Annotated in this window: 18 protein-coding genes and 5 tRNA genes; 11 read left to right on the forward strand and 12 right to left on the reverse strand. The window is 45.0% G+C overall.

The window, feature by feature from the left end; all coding sequences use genetic code 11:
* Positions 1-317 precede the first annotated feature (317 nt).
* Together AXF12_RS02280 and AXF12_RS02285 are read right to left on the reverse strand one after the other, a co-directional pair.
* Complete coding sequence (locus AXF12_RS02280; RefSeq protein WP_231909864.1) at positions 318-1,490, reverse strand: DUF2062 domain-containing protein; 1,173 nt, start codon at positions 1,488-1,490, stop codon at positions 318-320.
* A 12-nt stretch (positions 1,491-1,502) separates the two neighbouring features.
* Complete coding sequence (locus AXF12_RS02285; protein ID WP_066428026.1) at positions 1,503-1,988, reverse strand: hypothetical protein; 486 nt, start codon at positions 1,986-1,988, stop codon at positions 1,503-1,505.
* Positions 1,989-2,378: 390 nt separating this feature from the next.
* Between AXF12_RS02285 and AXF12_RS02290 the strand changes: the two genes are divergently transcribed.
* The 11 genes from AXF12_RS02290 to AXF12_RS02340 all read left to right on the forward strand — a co-directional run bounded on the left by AXF12_RS02290 (position 2,379) and on the right by AXF12_RS02340 (position 9,080).
* On the forward strand, positions 2,379-2,939 hold the full coding sequence (locus AXF12_RS02290) for a Crp/Fnr family transcriptional regulator (protein WP_066428027.1): 561 nt from the start codon (positions 2,379-2,381) through the stop codon (positions 2,937-2,939).
* A 44-nt stretch (positions 2,940-2,983) separates the two neighbouring features.
* Positions 2,984-3,415 carry a ribose 5-phosphate isomerase B gene (gene rpiB / locus AXF12_RS02295; protein WP_066428028.1) on the forward strand — a complete coding sequence of 144 codons (432 nt, stop codon included), beginning with the start codon at positions 2,984-2,986 and terminating at the stop codon, positions 3,413-3,415.
* A 13-nt stretch (positions 3,416-3,428) separates the two neighbouring features.
* Positions 3,429-4,160: a tRNA threonylcarbamoyladenosine dehydratase gene (locus tag AXF12_RS02300; protein ID WP_066428029.1), complete on the forward strand. Its 732-nt coding sequence runs from the start codon at positions 3,429-3,431 to the stop codon at positions 4,158-4,160.
* A 227-nt stretch (positions 4,161-4,387) separates the two neighbouring features.
* A tRNA-Thr gene (locus AXF12_RS02305) sits at positions 4,388-4,461 on the forward strand.
* Between the two features lie 36 nt (positions 4,462-4,497).
* Positions 4,498-4,579, forward strand: a tRNA-Tyr gene (locus AXF12_RS02310).
* A gap of 7 nt (positions 4,580-4,586) precedes the next feature.
* A tRNA-Gly gene (locus tag AXF12_RS02315) sits at positions 4,587-4,659 on the forward strand.
* Between the two features lie 72 nt (positions 4,660-4,731).
* Positions 4,732-4,803, forward strand: a tRNA-Thr gene (locus tag AXF12_RS02320).
* 63 nt (positions 4,804-4,866) lie between these two features.
* Entirely contained in the window at positions 4,867-6,054 is a 1,188-nt protein-coding gene (gene tuf / locus AXF12_RS02325) for an elongation factor Tu (RefSeq protein WP_066428030.1), read from the forward strand.
* Between the two features lie 76 nt (positions 6,055-6,130).
* Positions 6,131-6,204: transfer RNA gene (locus tag AXF12_RS02330), tRNA-Trp, on the forward strand.
* A gap of 234 nt (positions 6,205-6,438) precedes the next feature.
* Positions 6,439-8,208, forward strand: coding sequence for an aminopeptidase P family protein (locus tag AXF12_RS02335; RefSeq protein WP_066428031.1), 1,770 nt, complete (start codon positions 6,439-6,441; stop codon positions 8,206-8,208).
* A 41-nt stretch (positions 8,209-8,249) separates the two neighbouring features.
* Complete coding sequence (locus tag AXF12_RS02340) at positions 8,250-9,080, forward strand: restriction endonuclease (RefSeq protein ID WP_066428032.1); 831 nt, start codon at positions 8,250-8,252, stop codon at positions 9,078-9,080.
* Here the strand turns inward: AXF12_RS02340 and purD are convergent.
* From purD to AXF12_RS02390, 10 genes are all read right to left on the reverse strand, one after another.
* Positions 9,075-10,349: a phosphoribosylamine--glycine ligase gene (gene purD, locus AXF12_RS02345; protein WP_066428033.1), complete on the reverse strand. Its 1,275-nt coding sequence runs from the start codon at positions 10,347-10,349 to the stop codon at positions 9,075-9,077. The two genes, AXF12_RS02340 and purD, sit on opposite strands and share 6 nt — an antisense overlap.
* Before the next feature lie 30 nt (positions 10,350-10,379).
* Positions 10,380-11,165, reverse strand: a complete 786-nt coding sequence (nadE, locus tag AXF12_RS02350; protein WP_066428034.1) for an NAD(+) synthase — start codon at positions 11,163-11,165, stop codon at positions 10,380-10,382.
* A 31-nt stretch (positions 11,166-11,196) separates the two neighbouring features.
* Entirely contained in the window at positions 11,197-11,736 is a 540-nt protein-coding gene (locus tag AXF12_RS02355) for a class I SAM-dependent methyltransferase (protein ID WP_066428035.1), read from the reverse strand.
* A 114-nt stretch (positions 11,737-11,850) separates the two neighbouring features.
* Complete coding sequence (gene gldJ, locus AXF12_RS02360; protein ID WP_449384833.1) at positions 11,851-13,503, reverse strand: gliding motility lipoprotein GldJ; 1,653 nt, start codon at positions 13,501-13,503, stop codon at positions 11,851-11,853.
* Positions 13,504-13,725: 222 nt separating this feature from the next.
* Positions 13,726-14,760, reverse strand: coding sequence for an inorganic phosphate transporter (locus AXF12_RS02365; protein ID WP_066428037.1), 1,035 nt, complete (start codon positions 14,758-14,760; stop codon positions 13,726-13,728).
* Between the two features lie 123 nt (positions 14,761-14,883).
* On the reverse strand, positions 14,884-16,137 hold the full coding sequence (locus AXF12_RS02370; protein ID WP_066428038.1) for an exonuclease SbcCD subunit D: 1,254 nt from the start codon (positions 16,135-16,137) through the stop codon (positions 14,884-14,886).
* 2 nt (positions 16,138-16,139) lie between these two features.
* Positions 16,140-16,994 (reverse strand): ChaN family lipoprotein, encoded by an 855-nt coding sequence (locus AXF12_RS02375; RefSeq protein ID WP_066428039.1) that lies wholly within the window; start codon positions 16,992-16,994, stop codon positions 16,140-16,142.
* A 5-nt stretch (positions 16,995-16,999) separates the two neighbouring features.
* Positions 17,000-17,680: a metal-dependent hydrolase gene (locus AXF12_RS02380; protein ID WP_066428040.1), complete on the reverse strand. Its 681-nt coding sequence runs from the start codon at positions 17,678-17,680 to the stop codon at positions 17,000-17,002.
* 5 nt (positions 17,681-17,685) lie between these two features.
* Positions 17,686-18,585 carry a 1,4-dihydroxy-2-naphthoate octaprenyltransferase gene (gene menA, locus AXF12_RS02385; RefSeq protein WP_066428041.1) on the reverse strand — a complete coding sequence of 300 codons (900 nt, stop codon included), beginning with the start codon at positions 18,583-18,585 and terminating at the stop codon, positions 17,686-17,688.
* 49 nt (positions 18,586-18,634) lie between these two features.
* Positions 18,635-19,576 (reverse strand): 2-hydroxyacid dehydrogenase, encoded by a 942-nt coding sequence (locus AXF12_RS02390; protein ID WP_066428042.1) that lies wholly within the window; start codon positions 19,574-19,576, stop codon positions 18,635-18,637.
* Between the last annotated feature and the right edge of the window lie 15 nt (positions 19,577-19,591).

Consider the following 19,591-nt stretch of genomic DNA (forward strand, 5'->3'; position numbering starts at 1 on the left):
CAGTTGGTTTTCTGACGGCAAAGATACAAATTAATGTATAATGTACAATGGATAACAGTTAATTTTTAGCTCAATCGCACGAAAATAACGCCTCTTCCTCATCTATTTCCCCGATAAAGCACGGTTGATCTCGGCTGGATATGGGGCTCACTTGCCGTTCATTCCAAAGAAAAGTATTAGGTTGGTATTAGGTTAGTATTAGGTTTAGTATGGAATCAACGAACAATCAACGGATTATGATTGCACAAAAAACGACCTTTTTACACACTTTATACCCTTATAAGCTCGTATTTTTGTGCAATTGACTTAGATAATTTTTAGTGGGTAAGAGGGTGATGTCTGTTTTTTAGGAACAGATAAGCAATGCCACCTAAGAGAAAGGCACACAGTGCTGCCAATATGATGCTGCCTGTGAGATATTGCAAGAGGTTATTAGCAATGAACTCCTTTGTGATTTCGCCCTTGGGAGGCAGAAGACTGCCACCCACTACAAGTGAACCTACCTTGAGCGACCCCCATACAATCAGTGGGATCATCGGGGGAATGCTGATGTTGGAGCACAGAAAGGCGAGTGACTTATTCAGACGAAAGAAGACCGCCAATGCAATGGTAATCACCGTTTGAAAGCCCCAGAAGGGAGCAATACCACAGAAGACCCCCAGCGCTACCGATGAGGCTTTGACTTCAGCAGTGCTATCGCTCTCTAAGAGATCCTCCTTGATGAAACGCGAGAGGCTTTTTTTTTTGAAGTCGCGGAAGAAGTTGCGTGGCTTGATGTAGAACAGTGCGATGAGCACTAAGAGGGTATTCAGCACGCTGATGCGGGTAAAATCGCGTAGGGGGCGGAAGTGTGAGACGCGTTCCTCGGGGTCGTAAAGCACGCGTATAGGCACGTTTTTCAGCGTCACACCACGCCAGCTGGCGCGTACCAGCACCTCTATCTCCCACTCGAATTTCTCACTATAATAGCGCTTAGGCAAGGCGTGCAATGGGTATAGACGGTAACCCGACTGGGTGTCGGGTAGGGCAACCCCCGTTTCGAACTTAAACCAGAAGTTGGACACGCAGTGCCCAAAGCTACTTTTCTTGGGGACGCTCTCGTGGCTCATATCGCGGCTGCCTACCAGTAGGGTAGGGGTAGAGGTCTCTTTTAGGGCGTTGATAAACACAGGGATATCGTCGGGGTAGTGCTGACCGTCGGAGTCGATGGTCAGGGCGTAGTCATAGCCTGAGGCAAGGGCACGGCGGAAGCCTACTTTTAGGGCGTTGCCTTTGCCTTTATTCTTTGGAAGGGTGATGACTGTAAGGGAGGAATAGGCAGCGAGGATCTCAGCTGTAGTATCGGTAGCGCCGTCGTTTACCACGATAATATGAGGGGTATAGTGCAGCACTCCGTCGATAACGCGCTTGAGGGTACGAGCGTTGTTATACGTCGGGATGAGCACACAGAGGCGAAGGGCGGCGATGGTATCGGTGATTGTTGTTGTCAATAGGGTAGGAGGTTAGGGTTTTACGGAGGCTTTCTCCTCAGGGGTAAAAGCAGATGACTGTGCAATGAAGGCTGCGATATACTGCTTTAAAGGGGCGCTCTGCTCAGGGTAATGGGTGAGCAGGAAGGCTTTATCAGCTTTTATATCGTTCTTATAAGGGACTACCTTAGGCAGCCCTACCTGCACGCTGAGGCGTATCAGGTGTAGCTCGGCATTGTCAGGGTGCTTTTGCAAGGCGTTTTCGATAAGGGGTTTGCCCTCTCTGAGGAGTGCCACACGGTTGCCTCCGTACTTAGCGTTGATCATCAGTGAGGCGCCTTTATAGGCACTCAAGAGCAGGTCGGTGGTGGGTGCTTTTGCCATCAAGGCTGCGAAGGCTTGGGCGTTTTCTTTGGAAGTGGCTGCCTTAGGGTAGGCTTCGCGTACTTCTTTGAGGGTCTGTGCTTGTCCCACAGCGAAGCTCAGGCAGAGCAGCACAACGGATATATACAGTTTCATACTGATTGTTTTTTGCTATTAAAGCGGCAAAGATACGAATTAATGTATAATGAACAATGGATAGGAGATAGTTTTTTAGAGAGGAGAGATCAGGGAGCAGAGAGTAGAGAGTAAAGAGGAGAAGGGAGAGAGGAGAAGGGAGGGAGGAGTGTGAGTTGAGATACCTTAGATCTGTTCTCTGGTTTCTGTTCTCTGACCTCTGGGTTCTACTCCGTTGTTGTTCCGTTCTCGCTCCGTTGTGGGTTTGTTATGGAAGGGTTGGTGGTTGAAAAGTGATTTTGTAAAGTGCTGATAATGTTGGAAGTTCTGTGTAGATTGAAAATAATTTTTCATTGAAATGATTGGTATGTTCGAAAAAAGGTGTATTTTTGTGCCGCAAAGAAAGAAATAATGACATTAAGAACATATTTAGAAAAGGATAAGCAGTTGCCTGCTGACATAGTTGATATTTTAGATGATTTATTTGAGGAAGTAGAGGTTTCCAAGGGGGAGACGCTGATAGTGGAAGGGAGCCAAACGCATAAGGTATTCTTTGTGGAAGAGGGGATTACGCGCCTTTATTACCAGAAAGAAGGTAAGGATGTAACTTATACCTTTATAGGTGAAGGGCAGTTCTATGCACCTATTGAGAATATCTTTTTGAAGATGTATTTTCCCTATAACTACGAGGCTATGGAAGGGTGTAAGCTGCGTGTTACTGACTTTTCGGTGTTGAATGACCGTTTTAAGGGCAACATAGCCTTCAATAACTTTATGAATTTTATTTTGACACTCACTTTGAAGCGTTTGGCTAAGCAGATTTACTCGCTTAAGTTCTGTACGGCTCAGGAGCGCTATGAGCATCTTTTGGAGGAAAATCCGCAGATATTACTGCGCATTCCGCTGGGGCACGTAGCGTCGTATTTGGGGATTACACAGCAGACACTCAGTTCCATACGGGCAGGGAAGTAGAGAGGGCTATGTACCTTTATAATATATATTTTGTTAATTTACTAATGAGAATTGCAATAGGAAATGACCACGCAGGGGTGGATTACAAGAAGGCGATAGTGGCTTTTTTGGAAAGTAGGGGTATCGAGGTGAAGAACTTTGGCACTGATACGGCTGAGAGTGTGGACTACCCTGACTTTGGACACGCTGTGGCTCAGGCATTGGAGCGTGGCGAGGCTGAAATGGGGGTTGTGATCTGCGGTAGTGGCAATGGCATTGCTATGACGGTTAATAAGCACGCAGCTGTACGCTGTGCGCTGTGTTGGACAAAGGAGATCGCTGAACTGGCACGGGCGCATAACGATGCTAATGTGGTGAGTATTCCTGCGCGTTTTACGGCTATTGAACAAGCTGTGGAGATCGTTCGTACCTTTATAGAAACGAGCTTTGAGGGCGGTCGCCACGAGCGTAGAGTGGGTAAGATTAGTTGTGTGTAAGGGTGGTATATAGATGGAGAAGGACTGGTTAGAACGCACACGGCTTTTGGTGAAGGAGGAGGGTATCGCGCGCTTGCGGGTGGCGAATGTGCTGGTAGTAGGCTTGGGTGGTGTAGGATCGTTTGCGGCGGAGTTTCTTGTGCGCGCGGGTGTGAGCAGGCTTACAATTGTAGATGGTGACACGGTGGATATGACGAATATCAACCGACAGCTGCTGGCGCTGCGAAGCACTGTCGGCAAGGCTAAGGCAGAGGTGATGGCAGCACGTTTGCTGGATATCAATCCTGAGTTGGAACTTAGGGTGATCAATGAGTTTCTAACCCCTGAGCGGGCGGAGGAGCTTGTTGACCCAGTGTATGACTATGTGGTGGATTGTATTGATAGCATTAGTCCGAAGCTGAGCTTGATGAGAGCGGCTAAGGGTAAGAAGGTGAAGTTGATTAGTTGTATGGGAGCTGGTGGTGCGTTAGACCCTTCACAGGTGAAGGTGGCTGATATTAGGAAGACGCGCAACTGTCCGCTGGCAAAGACGATACGCAAGCGCTTGAAGAAGGAGCGGATCTATTCGGGCATTAAGGCGGTGTATTCGGAAGAGATTGTTTCGAAGGACACGATGGAGCGCACCGATGGGAGTAATTATAAGAAGTCGTACTACGGAACGATGAGCTATATGCCTGCTGTTTTTGGGTTGCAGGCGGCGGCTGTGGTGGTGAATTTTTTGCTCAAAAAAGGCACCTCTTCATAGGGGTGCTGAGTAGACCTGAGAGGGCTAAAAAGTAGCTACTCACTGGGGAAAGCACAGCAAAAATGTAAAATTTTATTACTTTTTAGATTACTATTATTCAGTAAGTTATATTTATTTCAGCAAAAAAGTGATAAAAAAAGTATGGGAAAAATTTGGTGGGTTTGAAAATAAGTTATACATTTGCGCACTCTTAGAAAAAAACGGAGTGTTTTCATAGGAGTAAAAAAGCCGGCATAGCTCAGTTGGCCAGAGCACGTGATTTGTAATCTCGGGGTCGTGGGTTCGAATCCCTCTGCCGGCTCAAGTTCATAGTTTTAAAGGGTTAATAATTATTTTAGGGGAGATACTCAAGCGGCCAACGAGGGCAGACTGTAAATCTGCTGGTTTTACCTTCACAGGTTCGAATCCTGTTCTCCCCACAATTATGCGGGAGTAGCTCAGTTGGTAGAGCGTCAGCCTTCCAAGCTGAATGTCGCGAGTTCGAACCTCGTCTCCCGCTCAAAGGGGCTATACCCCTTATTCCTTTTTTATAGGGGACAATGCTCTAATTTGTAATAGAGGGAAGCTATAAGCCGGTGTAGCTCAGGGGTAGAGCGTTTCCTTGGTAAGGAAGAGGTCACGAGTTCAAATCTCGTCATCGGCTCTAAAAGTATAGTACACACATTTAACACTCATTTATATAACTAAGATTTAAAATTTATTAGAAATGGCAAAAGAAACATTTGATCGTTCCAAACCGCACTTGAATATCGGTACTATTGGACACGTTGACCACGGTAAGACTACTTTGACAGCTGCAATCACTAAGGTATTGGCTGAAAAAGGTCTTTCAGAATTGAGAAGCTTCGACTCGATCGATAACGCTCCAGAGGAAAAAGAAAGAGGTATCACCATCAATACTTCACACGTAGAATATCAAACCGCTAACCGTCACTACGCACACGTTGACTGTCCAGGCCACGCGGACTACGTAAAGAATATGATTACAGGTGCTGCTCAGATGGACGGTGCTATCTTGGTAGTTGCCGCTACTGACGGTCCGATGCCACAGACTCGTGAGCACATCCTCCTTGGTCGCCAGGTAGGTATCCCACGTATTGTTGTGTTTATGAACAAGGTGGATATGGTTGATGACCCTGAATTGTTAGAACTCGTTGAACTCGAAATGCGTGAGTTGTTGAACTCTTACGGTTACGACGGTGATAATGGTCCTATCATCCAAGGTTCTGCATTGGGTGCACTTAACGGTGATCCTAAATGGGTTGATAGCGTAATGAAATTGATGGACGCTGTAGATACTTGGATTGAATTGCCACAGCGCGACATCGACAAGCCTTTCTTGATGCCTGTTGAAGACGTGTTCACTATCACAGGTCGTGGTACAGTAGCCACAGGACGTATCGAAACTGGGGTTGCTAAGACAGGTGAAGCAGTGGAAATCATCGGTATGGGTGCTGAGAAATTGACTTCAACTATCACAGGTGTGGAAATGTTCCGCAAGATCCTTGACCACGGTGAAGCTGGTGACAACGTAGGTTTGTTGCTTCGTGGTATTGATAAGAAGGATATCCGTCGTGGTATGGTAATCTGCAAGCCAGGTTCAGTAACTCCACACGCTAAGTTCAAAGCTGAGGTGTATATCTTGTCTAAGGAAGAAGGTGGACGCCACACTCCATTCAAGAACCACTATCGTCCACAGTTCTACGTACGTACAACTGACGTAACAGGTACTATCGAATTGCCTTCTGGCGTAGAAATGGTAATGCCTGGTGATAACGTAACTATCACAGTAGAATTGTTGAGCCCAATCGCCTTGAACGTAGGTTTGCGTTTTGCGATCCGCGAAGGTGGACGTACCGTAGGTGCTGGTCAGGTAACTGAAATTCTTGACTAATTACTTAGAAGGTTTAGGTTTATACTATTTATAAGAAAAGTTTTGAGGTGCGCACATCTCAAAACTTTTTTAAAATACGGGTGTAGTTCAAGGGTAGAATAGCGGTCTCCAAAACCGTTGATGGGGGTTCGAATCCCTCCACCCGTGCCAAGAGCGCTTTTAGGGGTTAGCTTTTAGTTTTTAGCCATCGTGCTGAATGCTAAAGGCTAACCCCTAAAATATTTTAAAAAAGTAGTGTTTTTATTTGGCTGGGGAGGAAAATCTTTGTAACTTTGCGGGGTAGATTAGTTCTCAGTTCTCAGTTCTCAGTTCTCAGTTCTCAGTTCTCAGTTCTCAGTTCTCAGTTCTCAGTTCTAATCATTGAACATTTAATCATTAAGAAAGATGAATACACCAGAAAAATTAAGAGCTTTGCGCGCTCAGATGGCTTCTGAGGGTGTAGATGCATTTGTAGTGTTCAGTGCGGATCCGCACTTGAGTGAATATTTGCCAAAAGAATGGCAGGAAAGGGCTTGGCTTTCGGGCTTTACAGGCTCGGCAGGCTTTGTGGTGGTTACCAAAGATAAGGCGGGGCTTTGGACGGACTCGCGCTATTTTGTGCAGGCAGCCATAGAACTTAAAGACTCGGGGATTACCCTCTTTAAGGACGGTCTTGAGGATACGCCTTCGTATACACAGTGGCTTAGCAGTGAATTGCCAGCGGGGGCTACGGTAGCAGTAAATGCGTTGGCAACTTCGCACGCACTCTATACTCAGCTGGAAAGTGAACTTAGCAATAAGGGTATAAAACTCGTACACAAACCTTTGCTCGACAAGGTATGGACAGCGCGCGAACGCAATCCACTACACACGATTTTTGTACACCCTGATAAATGGGCGGGGCAGTCGGTAGTGAGTAAGCTCGCGGCAATCAGGGCGAAAATGCAGGCAGCAGAGACTGACTTGCACATCATTACAGCCTTAGACGATGTGGCTTGGACGCTGAACTTGCGCGGTAGTGATGTGGAATGCAATCCTGTGTTTGTGGGCTATATAGCCCTTGGCTTGGATGAGGCTACGCTCTTTGTGGATAAGGCAAAACTGACCCCAGAAGTAGAGCAGCACTTGCAAGCAGCAGGAGTGAAGGTAGCCGCTTATGAAGATTTCTTCCCGTATTTAGCGACTTTGAAAGCGCACAACATCCTCTTGGCACCGAATGCCAATCAGGCGATATTTGGGGCTTTAGAAGCGCATAACAAGATAACAGTTGCCGCAGCACCAGGCAACTTGATGAAGGCAGTGAAGAATGAAACAGAGTTAGAAGGCTTCCGCACCGTAATGCAGCGCGATGGTGTAGCGATGGTTAAGTTCCTCTATTGGCTGACGCATCAAGTGGGGAAAGAGCCGATGACCGAGTACAGCATAGGCGAGAAGTTACGCGGTTTCCGTGAAGAAGGTAAGAACTTCGTGGGTGAAAGTTTTGGCAGTATTGTTGGCTATAAAGGCAACGGAGCTATTGTGCACTATTCGGCTCCGAAGGAAGGCAGTGCAGAGGTGTTTGCCGAGGGTAGCATCTTGGTGGACTCAGGAGGACAATACCTCGAAGGCACTACCGACATTACACGTACGATACCTTTAGGGAAGGTATCCGATGCGTTCTTGCGCGATAGTACCTTAGTGCTCAAAGGCTTGATTCAGCTGGCGATGGTGCAGTTTCCACGAGGTACACGCGGGGTACAGCTCGATGCTTTTGCACGAATGGCGTTGTGGAAGGAAGCTAAGGACTACGGGCACGGTACAGGGCACGGCGTGGGCAGTTTTATGAATGTGCACGAAGGTCCGCAGAATATACGCAAGGAGATGAATCCACAGGTGCTCTATGCTGGGATGGTATGCTCAGATGAGCCTGGCTGCTACATCGAAGGGCAGTATGGCATCAGGCACGAGAATCTTGTGGCAATAAAAGAGGTAACCAGCAATGATTTTGGTACGTTCTACAATTTTGAAACGCTAACCTTATGTCCGTTTTTGCCAAATAGCATCAAACCAGAGCTTCTTACCTACCAGGAACGCCAATGGCTCAACGATTACCACGAACGCTGCCGCACAGCACTCCTCCCTGACTTAGATGGCGAGGTAAAAGCGTGGTTCTTGGAGATTACAAAGCCGTTGTAAATTAACAGTAAACTGCTCAAGAGAGCAGTTTTTATTTTATTATGAGATCAGAAGTAGACAAACTATTTTATGAACTGATGGAGTATTCTCCTAAAAAGAAAGGAGCAGCTCTTGAGATAATAACAGCAGCTGTATTTAACACTTTCTTTAAAGAGGAGGTGATTCACGATGAAGAGCTTATAGGAGAAAGTGGAGCTAAATATCAGATAGATGTCCTTATAGAGAAAGATGAAAAGGTGTTAGTGGAAGTTAAAGATCGTACTTATAATAGCAATAAGAAATTAGAAATAGGTATCTTAAGAGAAAGAGAAGGGGCTACTTTAGATCTTCAGAATATTAGTGAGATATTTGTAGTCTCCGCTACAGGCTTTACTTCATCTGCCCAAAAATATGCGCAAGGTAGTTTAAGTAATCAACGTTTGAAACCAATTAAACTTGTTGACATACGCCCTTCAACAGAGGATGATAAAGAAGAAAAAACGGCAGAGTTTCACTTGAAGATAAGAGGGGTAAAGGCTTTTGATTTACTTTTAAATGTAGAAGGTATTTCAAATGATGAAATTGGAGGAGAACAAGTAATTCTGTATAATACCCAAGGAGAGGAATTTGATGAATTTGAGAATTTATGTATTAGTAGAGTTGGATATGTAAAGCTGAATAACCGACTTTATAAGGTTAAAAGTATAAAGGAAGGGAAAGATAAAGATTTTGGTTTAGAAGAAATAGTATCGAGACCAAAAGGAGATCCTGTGTTGTACCTTAGGTATGGAGAGAAAGAAAAACTCTTTACAGATGCTCAATTGAGAGAAGCTATCAATAATGTATTAATAAAAAAGGAGTCTCATCTAATTGAGACTCCTAATTATTTATAAATCAAACCCGATATCCCTTCGAAAGTACTGTCTCTCAAAGTGGATTTTCTCAATATTCTTATATGATTGTGCAAGAGCTTTATGAAAATCATTTGCAAGCGATGTTACAGCAAGCACGCGACCTCCTGTAGTTACAGTTTTACCATCTTTGATAGCTGTCCCAGCGTGAAATACAAGACTTTCATTTACATCTTTTAATCCTGTAATAGGGAATCCTTTTTGATAAGTTTCTGGGTAGCCACCGGAGGTAAGCATCACTGTTGCTGCAGTCTTTGGTGTTATTTTTAATGTCATTTTATCAAGTTCTTGCTTTTCTAAGGCTTTGAAAATATTGACTAGGTCAGACTCAATCCGTGGGAGAATGACCTCTGTCTCAGGATCACCCATACGGACATTATACTCAATTACAAACGGGTCTTCACCAACCTTGATAAGTCCAATAAAAATAAACCCTTTATAGTCAATATGTTCCTGTTGCAATCCTAAAATTGTAGGCTTGATAATACGCTCTTCAATTTTCTGCATAAAAAGGTCATCAACAAACGGAACTGGTGAGATTGCTCCCATTCCCCCTGTATTTAGTCCTGTATCTCCTTCTCCTACACGCTTATAGTCTTTTGCAGTAGGCAAGATCTTATAATGTTTACCATCGGTCAGCACAAAGCAACTTAGCTCAATACCATCTAAAAATTCTTCAATAACTATCTTATGACTTGCCTCTCCAAACTTAGCCTCAATGAGCATATCGTGCAAAGCTGTACGAGCCTCATCAATTGAAGGTAGAATCAGCACTCCCTTACCAGCTGCCAGACCATCAGCCTTGAGAACATAAGGAGGTTTTAAAGTCTCTAAGAACCGATAACCTTCCTCAAGCCGGTCTTTCGTAAAGCTATTGTATTTTGCCGTAGGAATACTGTGTCGCTGCATAAATTGCTTAGCAAACTCTTTACTTCCTTCAAGTTTAGCCCCTTCTTGTGAGGGTGCTATAATCTGTACATTTTCAGCGAGGTATGTGTCGCGCTTAAAAAAGTCATAGATACCGTGCACAAGAGGATCTTCAGGTCCAACTATAACCATCTTAATATCTTTCTCAATAACAAGCCTTTTCACTGCTTGAAAGTCAGTAGTTGAAATATCTACATTTGTAGCTATCGCAGCAGTTCCACCATTACCAGGAGCTACATACAACCTCTCGCAGTGAGGGCTTTGTACTACTTTATATGCGAAGGCGTGTTCGCGCCCACCGGAGCCTAAAATAAGTATATTCATCTTCGTAATCAATCTATTAATAAAAGAATTCTATTTATATGATGAAGGAATTAAGCACGTAGGGATAGGCGTCATCTTATGAAGATTAGCACGATGTAAGCGAGTGTATATCTGAAGTACCTCGTACTGCCGATCGGTAAGAGTTTCATCTCCAGAAGGTTTATTAATGTACTGCATAGCCCATTCAAGCTCGTCATAAGTGGCTTTCAGTTGATCCTCGTCTGAACGGTCATCCCCAAAAAGGCCGTCCGAAGGCTTTGCTTCAAGAATAGATTTAGGTACTTTCAAATACTCTGCAAGCTTATAAACTTCACTTTTCATCAAGTCAGCAATCGGACTTATATCAACGCCACCATCGCCGTACTTAGTGAAAAAGCCCACTCCGAAATCCTCGACTTTATTTCCTGTTCCTACCACAATACGTCCGTCCAGCCCAGCAAAATAGTACAATGTAGTCATACGTAAACGTGCTCTTGTATTGGCAAGCGCCATCTCGTAGGTAGTCTTATCCGTTTTAGGGATAGCAGCTACGAACTGATCGAAAGTAGGCGTCAAATCCACTTCAACAGCACTTACATTCTTGTATTTCTTCTTTAGCTGAGCGATATGTTCCTTAGCTCGGCTCACGTGTGCTTCTGCCTGATGGATAGGCATCTCAACACATAAAGTAGGCAATTTACTTTGGGCGCAAAGTGTAGAAACTACTGCAGAATCAACACCACCAGAAACGCCTATAACAAGACCATTAAGGTGTGCATTTTCCACATAGGTCTTAATCCATTGCACAATATACTGAGTTACTTTTTCTGTATCCATTGAGTATTAAAATTTTATCTATTATATCTATTTACTTTGTAGAGTTTTTGAACTCACATCGCTCTGCATAAACGGCATAATACCGAGGGGTAAAATAACGCAATAAGGGGCGAAAACCCAGTTTCTTCACAGGGTGGGTCCACTTCTCACGGTACTGAATTTCCCAACCCGCTTTCTCAAGAAGCATATCCAACTGCCAATCTTCAAACTCGTGAAAATGACAATCGCGAGGGTCCTTGTTATTGCGATAAGCAGAAGCGAACCACAAGCGAAGCGGCACTGTAACCAGAAGCTTCCTCGAAGGGACGTTCTGCAACACTCCAAAAGGATTAACCAAATGCTCCAAAATCTCCAAAGCCGTGGTAAAGTCAGCAGCATAGCTTTGCAAATGCTCAGGCATTAAATCCAAATCCTCACCTTGCGTATTTTGCACACGATAGCCAGAGGCTTCCATCACCTCTGAAAAAGGGTTCCTAACACCTAAATCCAGCACACTACAACCCTCAGGAGCAAACTTTTTTAGGATTGCCAGCGTACGGTCATAACGTTTTTTAGGATAATGCTTATACATACACTTATTGATAATTAGTGTTTTACAGTTCCTATTCACTGTAAAATAAAAACGTTGCAAATGTAAGCATTTGCAACGTTCTGTACAATTAATTTATTGAATATTTTTTGAAAATTATCCTTTCGGAGTTTTATGGTTCTTCTTAGCCTTTGAACCTACACGGCTCATTGCGTTACGGAATCCGATGTAATCAGTAGCGATGTACTGAGGTAAATAACGACGTTGAGCAGGGTCAATCCAATAAGCACGGTCTCTCCACGAACCACCTTTGTATACGCGAACTTCGTCGTCAATAAGTGAAGTACGATCGTTAGAAGTATCATAATCCTTACCATTAGGTGAAGTTCCTTGCTTCTTAGGCTTAGGAGCGTTGTACATTGAGTTTACATAGTCAGCATCAGCTGTCATCATCTCATCTTGTCCACGATAATTACGGGTTGAAGCCTTATCACCATCGTGATAGCTACGGTTATCAGAGTGTGTAAAGTTATAACGCAAGTAAGTCTCACTTGAGTCAATAGGAATAGTAGCTAAGTTTCCAGGGAGGTTACGAGCGATGATCTTCCCGTTAGGCAAAGTATCATACTTCACATTTTCAGTAGTAACCACCACTTGCTTACCATCTTTATCAATAGCGTGTTTCATATACACATTACCACGATAGTAGTTAAAATCAGAGATCTCATCATCAATGATAGGGCGATATACGTCAGCTACCCATTCAGCTACGTTCCCAGCCATATCATATAAACCAAAGTCATTAGGTGGGTAAGTCTTTACTGCTACAGTGATATCACCTTTATCATCTGACCAACCTGCCAGCCCACCATAATCACCTTTACCTTGCTTGAAGTTAGCCAACTGGTCACCACGAGTACGGCGCTTAGTCGAACGTGTGTATTGACTATCCCAAGGATATTTTTTACGTCCTTGTAGTGAGTTGTATTCACGGATACCATTAAGCGATTTCGCAGCGTATTCCCATTCAGCTTCAGTAGGAAGACGATACTCAGGCAACAAAATACCACTGGTTTGCTTAGCATAAGCTGTCTCACCATTCTTGTCAGTTGCTTTCTTACCGCCCATTTCTCCTTGTATCTTACCTCCGTAAGTCTCTGAAGGTGCATTTAAATATGTATCAGTACTGAATGTACTCTGAGCATCTACATTGTAACGAGCATCCTTAGCAAGGAAGCCGTCACGCTCTAAGATAGCCTCATTTACACGGTCAGTACGCCAAGTACTGAACTGTACTGCTTGTACCCAGTTTACACCTACTACAGGGTATTCAGCGTAAGCAGGGTGACGCAAGTAATTAGTTACCATTGCTTCATTAGCACTCAGTGGGCTACGCCATACCAAAGTATCAGGCAATGCACCTATATATATATTTCTATACTGTTCTTGGTCTGGAGGAAACACTCGCTTCAACCAATCTAAGTATTCCATATACATCTTGTTTGTTACCTCAGTCTCATCCATATAGAACGACTGTACGTGCTGTTGCGTAGGCATATTATCCCAATCGTGCATCACATTGTCCTGCACTTGCCCCATTGTGAATGTTCCGCCTTCAATCAACACTAACCCAGGACCTGTCTCTTGATCCTTAAAATCTGTATTGTACTGAAAACCACCTTCCTTGGCGTTGATTTTCCACCCTGTCGCACTTGACGTATTCTTGTCGGATTTCTTACCTCCACAGCTTGCGAGTAGCAATCCTGCCAAGGCAACGAAAACAGGGACTTTTAATAAATTTCTTCTCATAGTAAAAACACTTGTTAGCATAAAAATTCGGGTGCAAGGTAGCAATATTTTCAAATATAGAGATACCTTTTTCACCATTTTAACTATATATTAATATTTAATTTTTTCACAGTTTTCTGTATAAAATTGAATTACAGCAAAATACACATCTTCTCAACTATAAAAAATTTATACATTTTTTTCACAAGACGGTCAAATTTTAACAATCCTTTAAGTAAAATTTCAAAGAAAATTGAACCTGTCAGCCAAAAAAATCAGTAGTAACGACAGTACAAATGAGATCACAGGTGCTATCATCCACATTGCAAAAAACCGCTTTACCTGTGTCTTCTTAAAAATATTCTTATGCCCCATCTTGGCGACTCCTATCCCCAGAATAGCCGCTACATTCACCTGAACCAGTGAGGTTGGTATCCCTTTCACCACTGAGGCAAGCAGTAGCAAGCTCCCTGAGATAAAAGCAATAATCACCGCTTCAAACTTCCCGAAAAGCACAATCTCCTTTCCTGTATTGCGCAGTATCTTATGACCGAATAGTGACGAGCCAATGCCGAAGCAAGGTGCCACTACCAAAGTAGCCAACATCAAGATCACTATGTGATCACTCTCTTTGATATTCAGCTCATTGATAGTCATCGTATAAAGCGGACCCGCAGCATTGGCAACGTTGTTCGAACCAATGGCAAACGACACGTACAGCGCCATCGCTATCAACAGATAATCCCAAATAGGCTTTGCATTTTCATTCTGCGCTCTCAGCATCGTCAGCCCCCGCCGCCGCATCGGCTTGTAGATGTATTTCCCCGCAAAAAAACTCAGAAAATACGAGATCACAGGCAGAACAAACCACGCTGGGATAATCTCCTCAAAAAGCATATTCGTATCGAGCTTATTGAAGTAAAGTGCTGGCGCTGCCAGTGAGAGCACCGCCGCTTGGCTGGTCGATTGTGGTATCCCCGCGATATTCGAAATAAGCATCGTGATAGCTATTGAGAACAGCGCTATCGACACCACTATGAAGGTCATATACTCACCTGAAAGAATGCCGCTCCCCATTGTGTTAGCGGTCTTTTTCCCCGCTAAAAGGGCACCTACAAACACCATAATACCAAACAACCCTGGGATGATACTCTTGCGGATCACATTTGCACCATAAGTAGCTGAGAATGCTGGCGCAGTACCACTACCCCCCATCGTAATCGCCAGCAACATCGCTGTAAGAAACGGTATTAATAATTGGTTGTATATCGGTGACATCTCTTGATCTGATTTGCAAAATAGGCGACAAAGGTACGAACTTTATTTTACAATGCAAGCAATTGGATCAAAACTTTTTCTATCTGAGATTAAAAAAACTATCTCTAACGCTCGTCCATACATTTAGGCGTTGTTTTGCTGTGCTTCAAGCTCCTGCAGCACTTCTTCTACCAGTGCTTCATAGAAAGTAGGCATCTCTTCATTGTAGGTCTTTTCATAAACACCTTTCAGCACCTGCTGCGGGCTCAATTCCTCCAATTGTATTTCTCTTTGGGGTTCCCCCTCTTCACTGTCAATCGCCCATTTATATTGTACATCTATCCGCGATAGCCGTACTGCTTTACCTTCTACTGCTTTAATTATCTGTGTTTTAAGGTCGGGTAAAGGTTCAGTGAGTAGCACCTTTACTTCCAGATAGGGCGCTGTGTCCTCCTGTTGTCCTCTCTCTGGTAAATCTCCTAAAGCAGCCAGCACCTCCTCAATAGGGCGATGCGTCTCAGGGATGCTCAACACACGCCTATGCAGCGGTACATTGAGCGTTCGGATATCGCTCACCTTCCCATCCTCTATCTCAAAGCACACCACCTGATGACTGTATCTGCGCTCTGCAAACGACAGCGGTAGTGGGCTGCCTGAGTACCGTATAAAGTCCTTTCCAGCAAGCCTTTGCGCTTTGTGTATATGCCCCAGAGCTACATATTGCAACGCCTCTGGGAACTGCCCAGCACTGATAGCCTCCACTCCACCTACGATCGCCCGTTCAGCAGTGTCCTCTTCCGAAATCTCCGCTCCTGAGGCGTGCAGATGTCCCATAGCGATAAGCGCCTGATGTGGCTTTAGCATCTCTTGCGCCTCCTTGGTGATCTCTTGGTAAAATTGACTCACGCCCTTGGCATAATCCATTCCGTTACCCTCTGCTTTGGGGTAATCGCCTAAGCGAAGAAAAGGCACCGATAAGCAATACGCCTCCACCGTCGTAGTTTGGGGCTTGTAGAGAGGTATAATCAGCGAGCGGTAATCTATTGCAGCTCCCTCACCACTTCGCTTCACACTACCGATAAGGTGTATATGCGAGCCTTCCAAAAAAGGAACAGGCATCTCAAGCCGCACAGGCGAGTCGTGGTTGCCCGCCGTGGCAATCACTTGTAACTCAGGAAACCGCTGAAGTATTTCTCTTAAAAAATGGTAAAATTGCCGTACAGAAGCAACAGCTGGGTTCGATACATCGAAGATATCTCCGCTGATAAGAAGCACGTCAATACGCTCTTGTTCAATAGTTTGCAAAAGCCAGTTGAGGAAGTGTTGATGCTCCTCATAGCGGTCGTATTGGTAAAAAGTCTGACCCAAATGCCAGTCGGCAGTGTGTAGTACTCTCATTGCTAAAAAGTCTTAGTCATATCTTCATCAACCACCAAGATAAAATCAGCCTGACCTTTGTATTCTTTCTCTAATTTCGAAAGGTCGCTCTGCATCACAGTGCTAATAGTGAGAACTTTCAGCATAGGCTGCTCTTGTTTTAGATACCACTCAATACTCTGATGAAAATCACTGTGGTAGCTGCCATTAAAGTGCACAAACACACTTTTCGGACGCAAGTTTGCAATGATAGAATGTGCCATCGTAGCATCCTTGATAGCCTGTGCTTTCACAAAATTATCATTCCCTATATGGCTCGGCATCATCTCTTTCAGCTTTTGGTACTGTGAGAGGCTACCGTCAAAACGCATCGGCAGCGGCACGATCCACGCCTTCTCTTGCGAAGGCAGCGTGTCCAAAGCCTGCAAACCTTTCTTATAAACCAAACTGGCGTATTTTCGCGGAATATTCGTAGCGATAAACGGCAACTGATGCTCCTTAGCAAAATCGACTAAAGGCTTGTAGTCCGTCGCATAATTATCCCACAGCCGCGCTAATGAGTCAAGCGCTTTTTCGGTCATTTGCCCTTGCAGGTACGCCTCTAATTCCTTCTGATTATCCCGCTCCAGCATTTCAGCACCAAGCACCAAAGGGGTTTGCTTTTGCAGTGTTTGCACCAGTTCAAGTTCTAACCAATGGCAAATAGGGTTGTCGTGTAGCTCACCGAAGAGCACTACCTCACTGCGCTGTGCAGCCTTCGCCAGCTTTGTGAAATCCGCCTTTTTACCCTTGGCGTCAAAAAACTGGTATGCCTTCTTATGTTGCCCATACAAAGGCATTACCAGCAAACTGATGATGATAAGTATTGTACCTTTCATTGTTGTTACACCGTAGTTGTTTGCCCGATATTGAGCAATATCAGTTCCTTGCCCTTTGCCTTAAAACTCCGCTGAGCAGCACTTTTGTCTATCTTAATGAGGGTGAAGGTGTCATAATGCAACCCGAGCACCTTGTTGCACTTCACAAAGTCCGAAGCCATTATAGCGTCTTCCACATCCATAGTGAAATTACCACCGATAGGCAATAGTGCCATATCTATCTTGAACCGCACTGGTATGAGCTGCATATCAAAGTGCAGCGCTGTGCTACCTGCTATGTATATCGTCTTATCCGCAGCCTTTATTACGAAGCCCCCAGCACTACCCCCATCGGTGCCATCCTCAAAAGCCGACGAGTGCAAAGCCGTCACACACTTCACCTGCCCAAAAGGGAAAGTATAGCTCCCTCCTAAGTCCATCGGGTGCCCGTTCTCAATGCCTTTATTGTAAAAGTACGCAACGATTTGGTAATTCGCTATGATCGTAGCTTTTGTACGTTTGGCGATGCGCTCCACATCCGAGGTGTGGTCTTGTTGCGCGCAAGTCAGTAGTATATAGTCAGCGGGTATCTCATCTACCTTTACGTGGCTTGCCAACGGGTTTTCCGAAATAAAAGGGTCTACCAAGAGGTGTTTCTCACCTATCTTGATGCCCACACACGAGTGCCCGTAATAAGTTATATCCATATATGTCACATTAAGAGTCCTATAAAAAAAAGCACCGAGAGCAGGAAAGTACTCAGCGCTACCGTCTTCAATTCCTTGTCCAGCAACTTCAAGTCCCTATTGCTCCTCACCCTGAGCAGGTGCACACTCAAAGGGACAAACGCCACCAAGTACAGCAGCTCCCAACGCATCTGCAAGTGTATCACCGAGAAGGTAAGCATCGCCAGCATTGCCAACACTATCAAATAATAATGGTAATACTTCGCCAGTCCTATCCCCATCTTCACCACAAGGGTGTGTTTGCCTGAACGCTCATCATTCTCATAGTCGCGCATATTGTTGAGGTTCAGCACTCCTACGCTCAGAAGCCCAATGGCAACCGCGGGCAGCACCTCCCCCCATTGAAGCATCTGCGTATACAAAAAATACGACCCCAGTACGCCCACCAAGCCGAAGAAGACAAACACAAATACATCGCCCAAACCCATATACCCGTAGGCACCTTTCCCCACCGTATACTTGATAGCTGCCCCTACGCACAGCAAGCCCAGCACAAAGAAAATCAGAAAATAAAGCCACTGATCGCTCCCAAACGATACATAAATCAAACTCACCGCCGAAACAATTGAGAGCAACACCGTCACACCTATCACCTGCCGCATCTCTCCAGGGGTGATCTTACCACTCTGCAAAGCACGCTCAGGTCCCAGTCTATCAGCATTATCCGTGCCCCTTATCCCATCGCCATAGTCGTTGGCGAAGTTTGAAAGTACCTGAAAAAGCACCGTGGTCAGCAGCGCCAGTACAAAAATACCCCAACGGAAAGCACCCTCGCGATACGCCAAAGCGCTCCCCATTACAATGCCCGAAACCGATAGGGGCAACGTGCGCAAACGCGCCGCTTTTATGAGTGTTTTGATATCCACAACCTATATTTTAAGCCGCAAAGTTACGAAAAAGATTTATATCTCGCAACTACCCCCGTACAAAGGCAATAATCTTATCCACGATCACCTGTGCCAGCTTCTCCTTGCTCTCCTGCGTCCACCCAGCAATATGAGGCGTTAAGATCACGTTCTCAGCCTCCATCAAGTACCTAAACGAGGCAGGCGTATGCGCATCGATCACAAACTCCTCAAGGGTGCGCTTCTCATATTCCAGCACGTCCAATCCAGCACCGAGCACCTTGCCACTTTTCAGCCCAGCGACCAAGTCATCAGCCACCACGATCTTCCCACGAGCCGTATTTAGTAGCCAAAAAGGCTTCACCACTTGGGCGATAAAATCCGCATTAATCATCCCCAAGGTCAGTGGCGTTTGCGGCGTATGCACGCTCACCACATCCACAGCACGCACAAAGTCCACAAAAGTAACCTGCTGCGCATTCTCATCGCCCACATTTGGTGCAATATCATAGCAGATCACATTACAATCAAAACCCCTGAGCTTCCGTGCAAAAGCCTTCCCCATATGGCCATAACCGATGATCCCCACCGTCTTCCCGTCCAGCTCCCAGCCGCGGTTAGCCTCGCGAAGCCACTTACCGTGCATAATCTCAAGGTTTGCCTTTTTAAAATTGTTCAGCAGAGCCAGCAGCAACCCAAGCGTATGCTCACCCACCGCATTCCTATTGCCTTCAGGAGCAGAGATGAGCTGTATGCCTTTCGAAGCCGCATAAGCCACGTCGATATTCTCCACGCCTGCACCCACCCGAGCGATAAAACGCAAGCGCGTCGCACAGTCCAAAAACGTCCTATCAATCACAAATCTACTGTGGATCACCACCCCGTCGTAAAGGGCGATCTTCTCCTCAATTTCCTGCTTACTACTCAAGTGATCTATATGATTTTCAAACCCTTGTGCCGATAGTTGCGCCAGCATCAACGGATGCGGCTGATCCAAAAACAATATCTTCATAAAAATAAATTGAAC

It is taken from the genome of Capnocytophaga haemolytica (genome assembly GCF_001553545.1).
Lineage (GTDB): Bacteria > Bacteroidota > Bacteroidia > Flavobacteriales > Flavobacteriaceae > Capnocytophaga > Capnocytophaga haemolytica.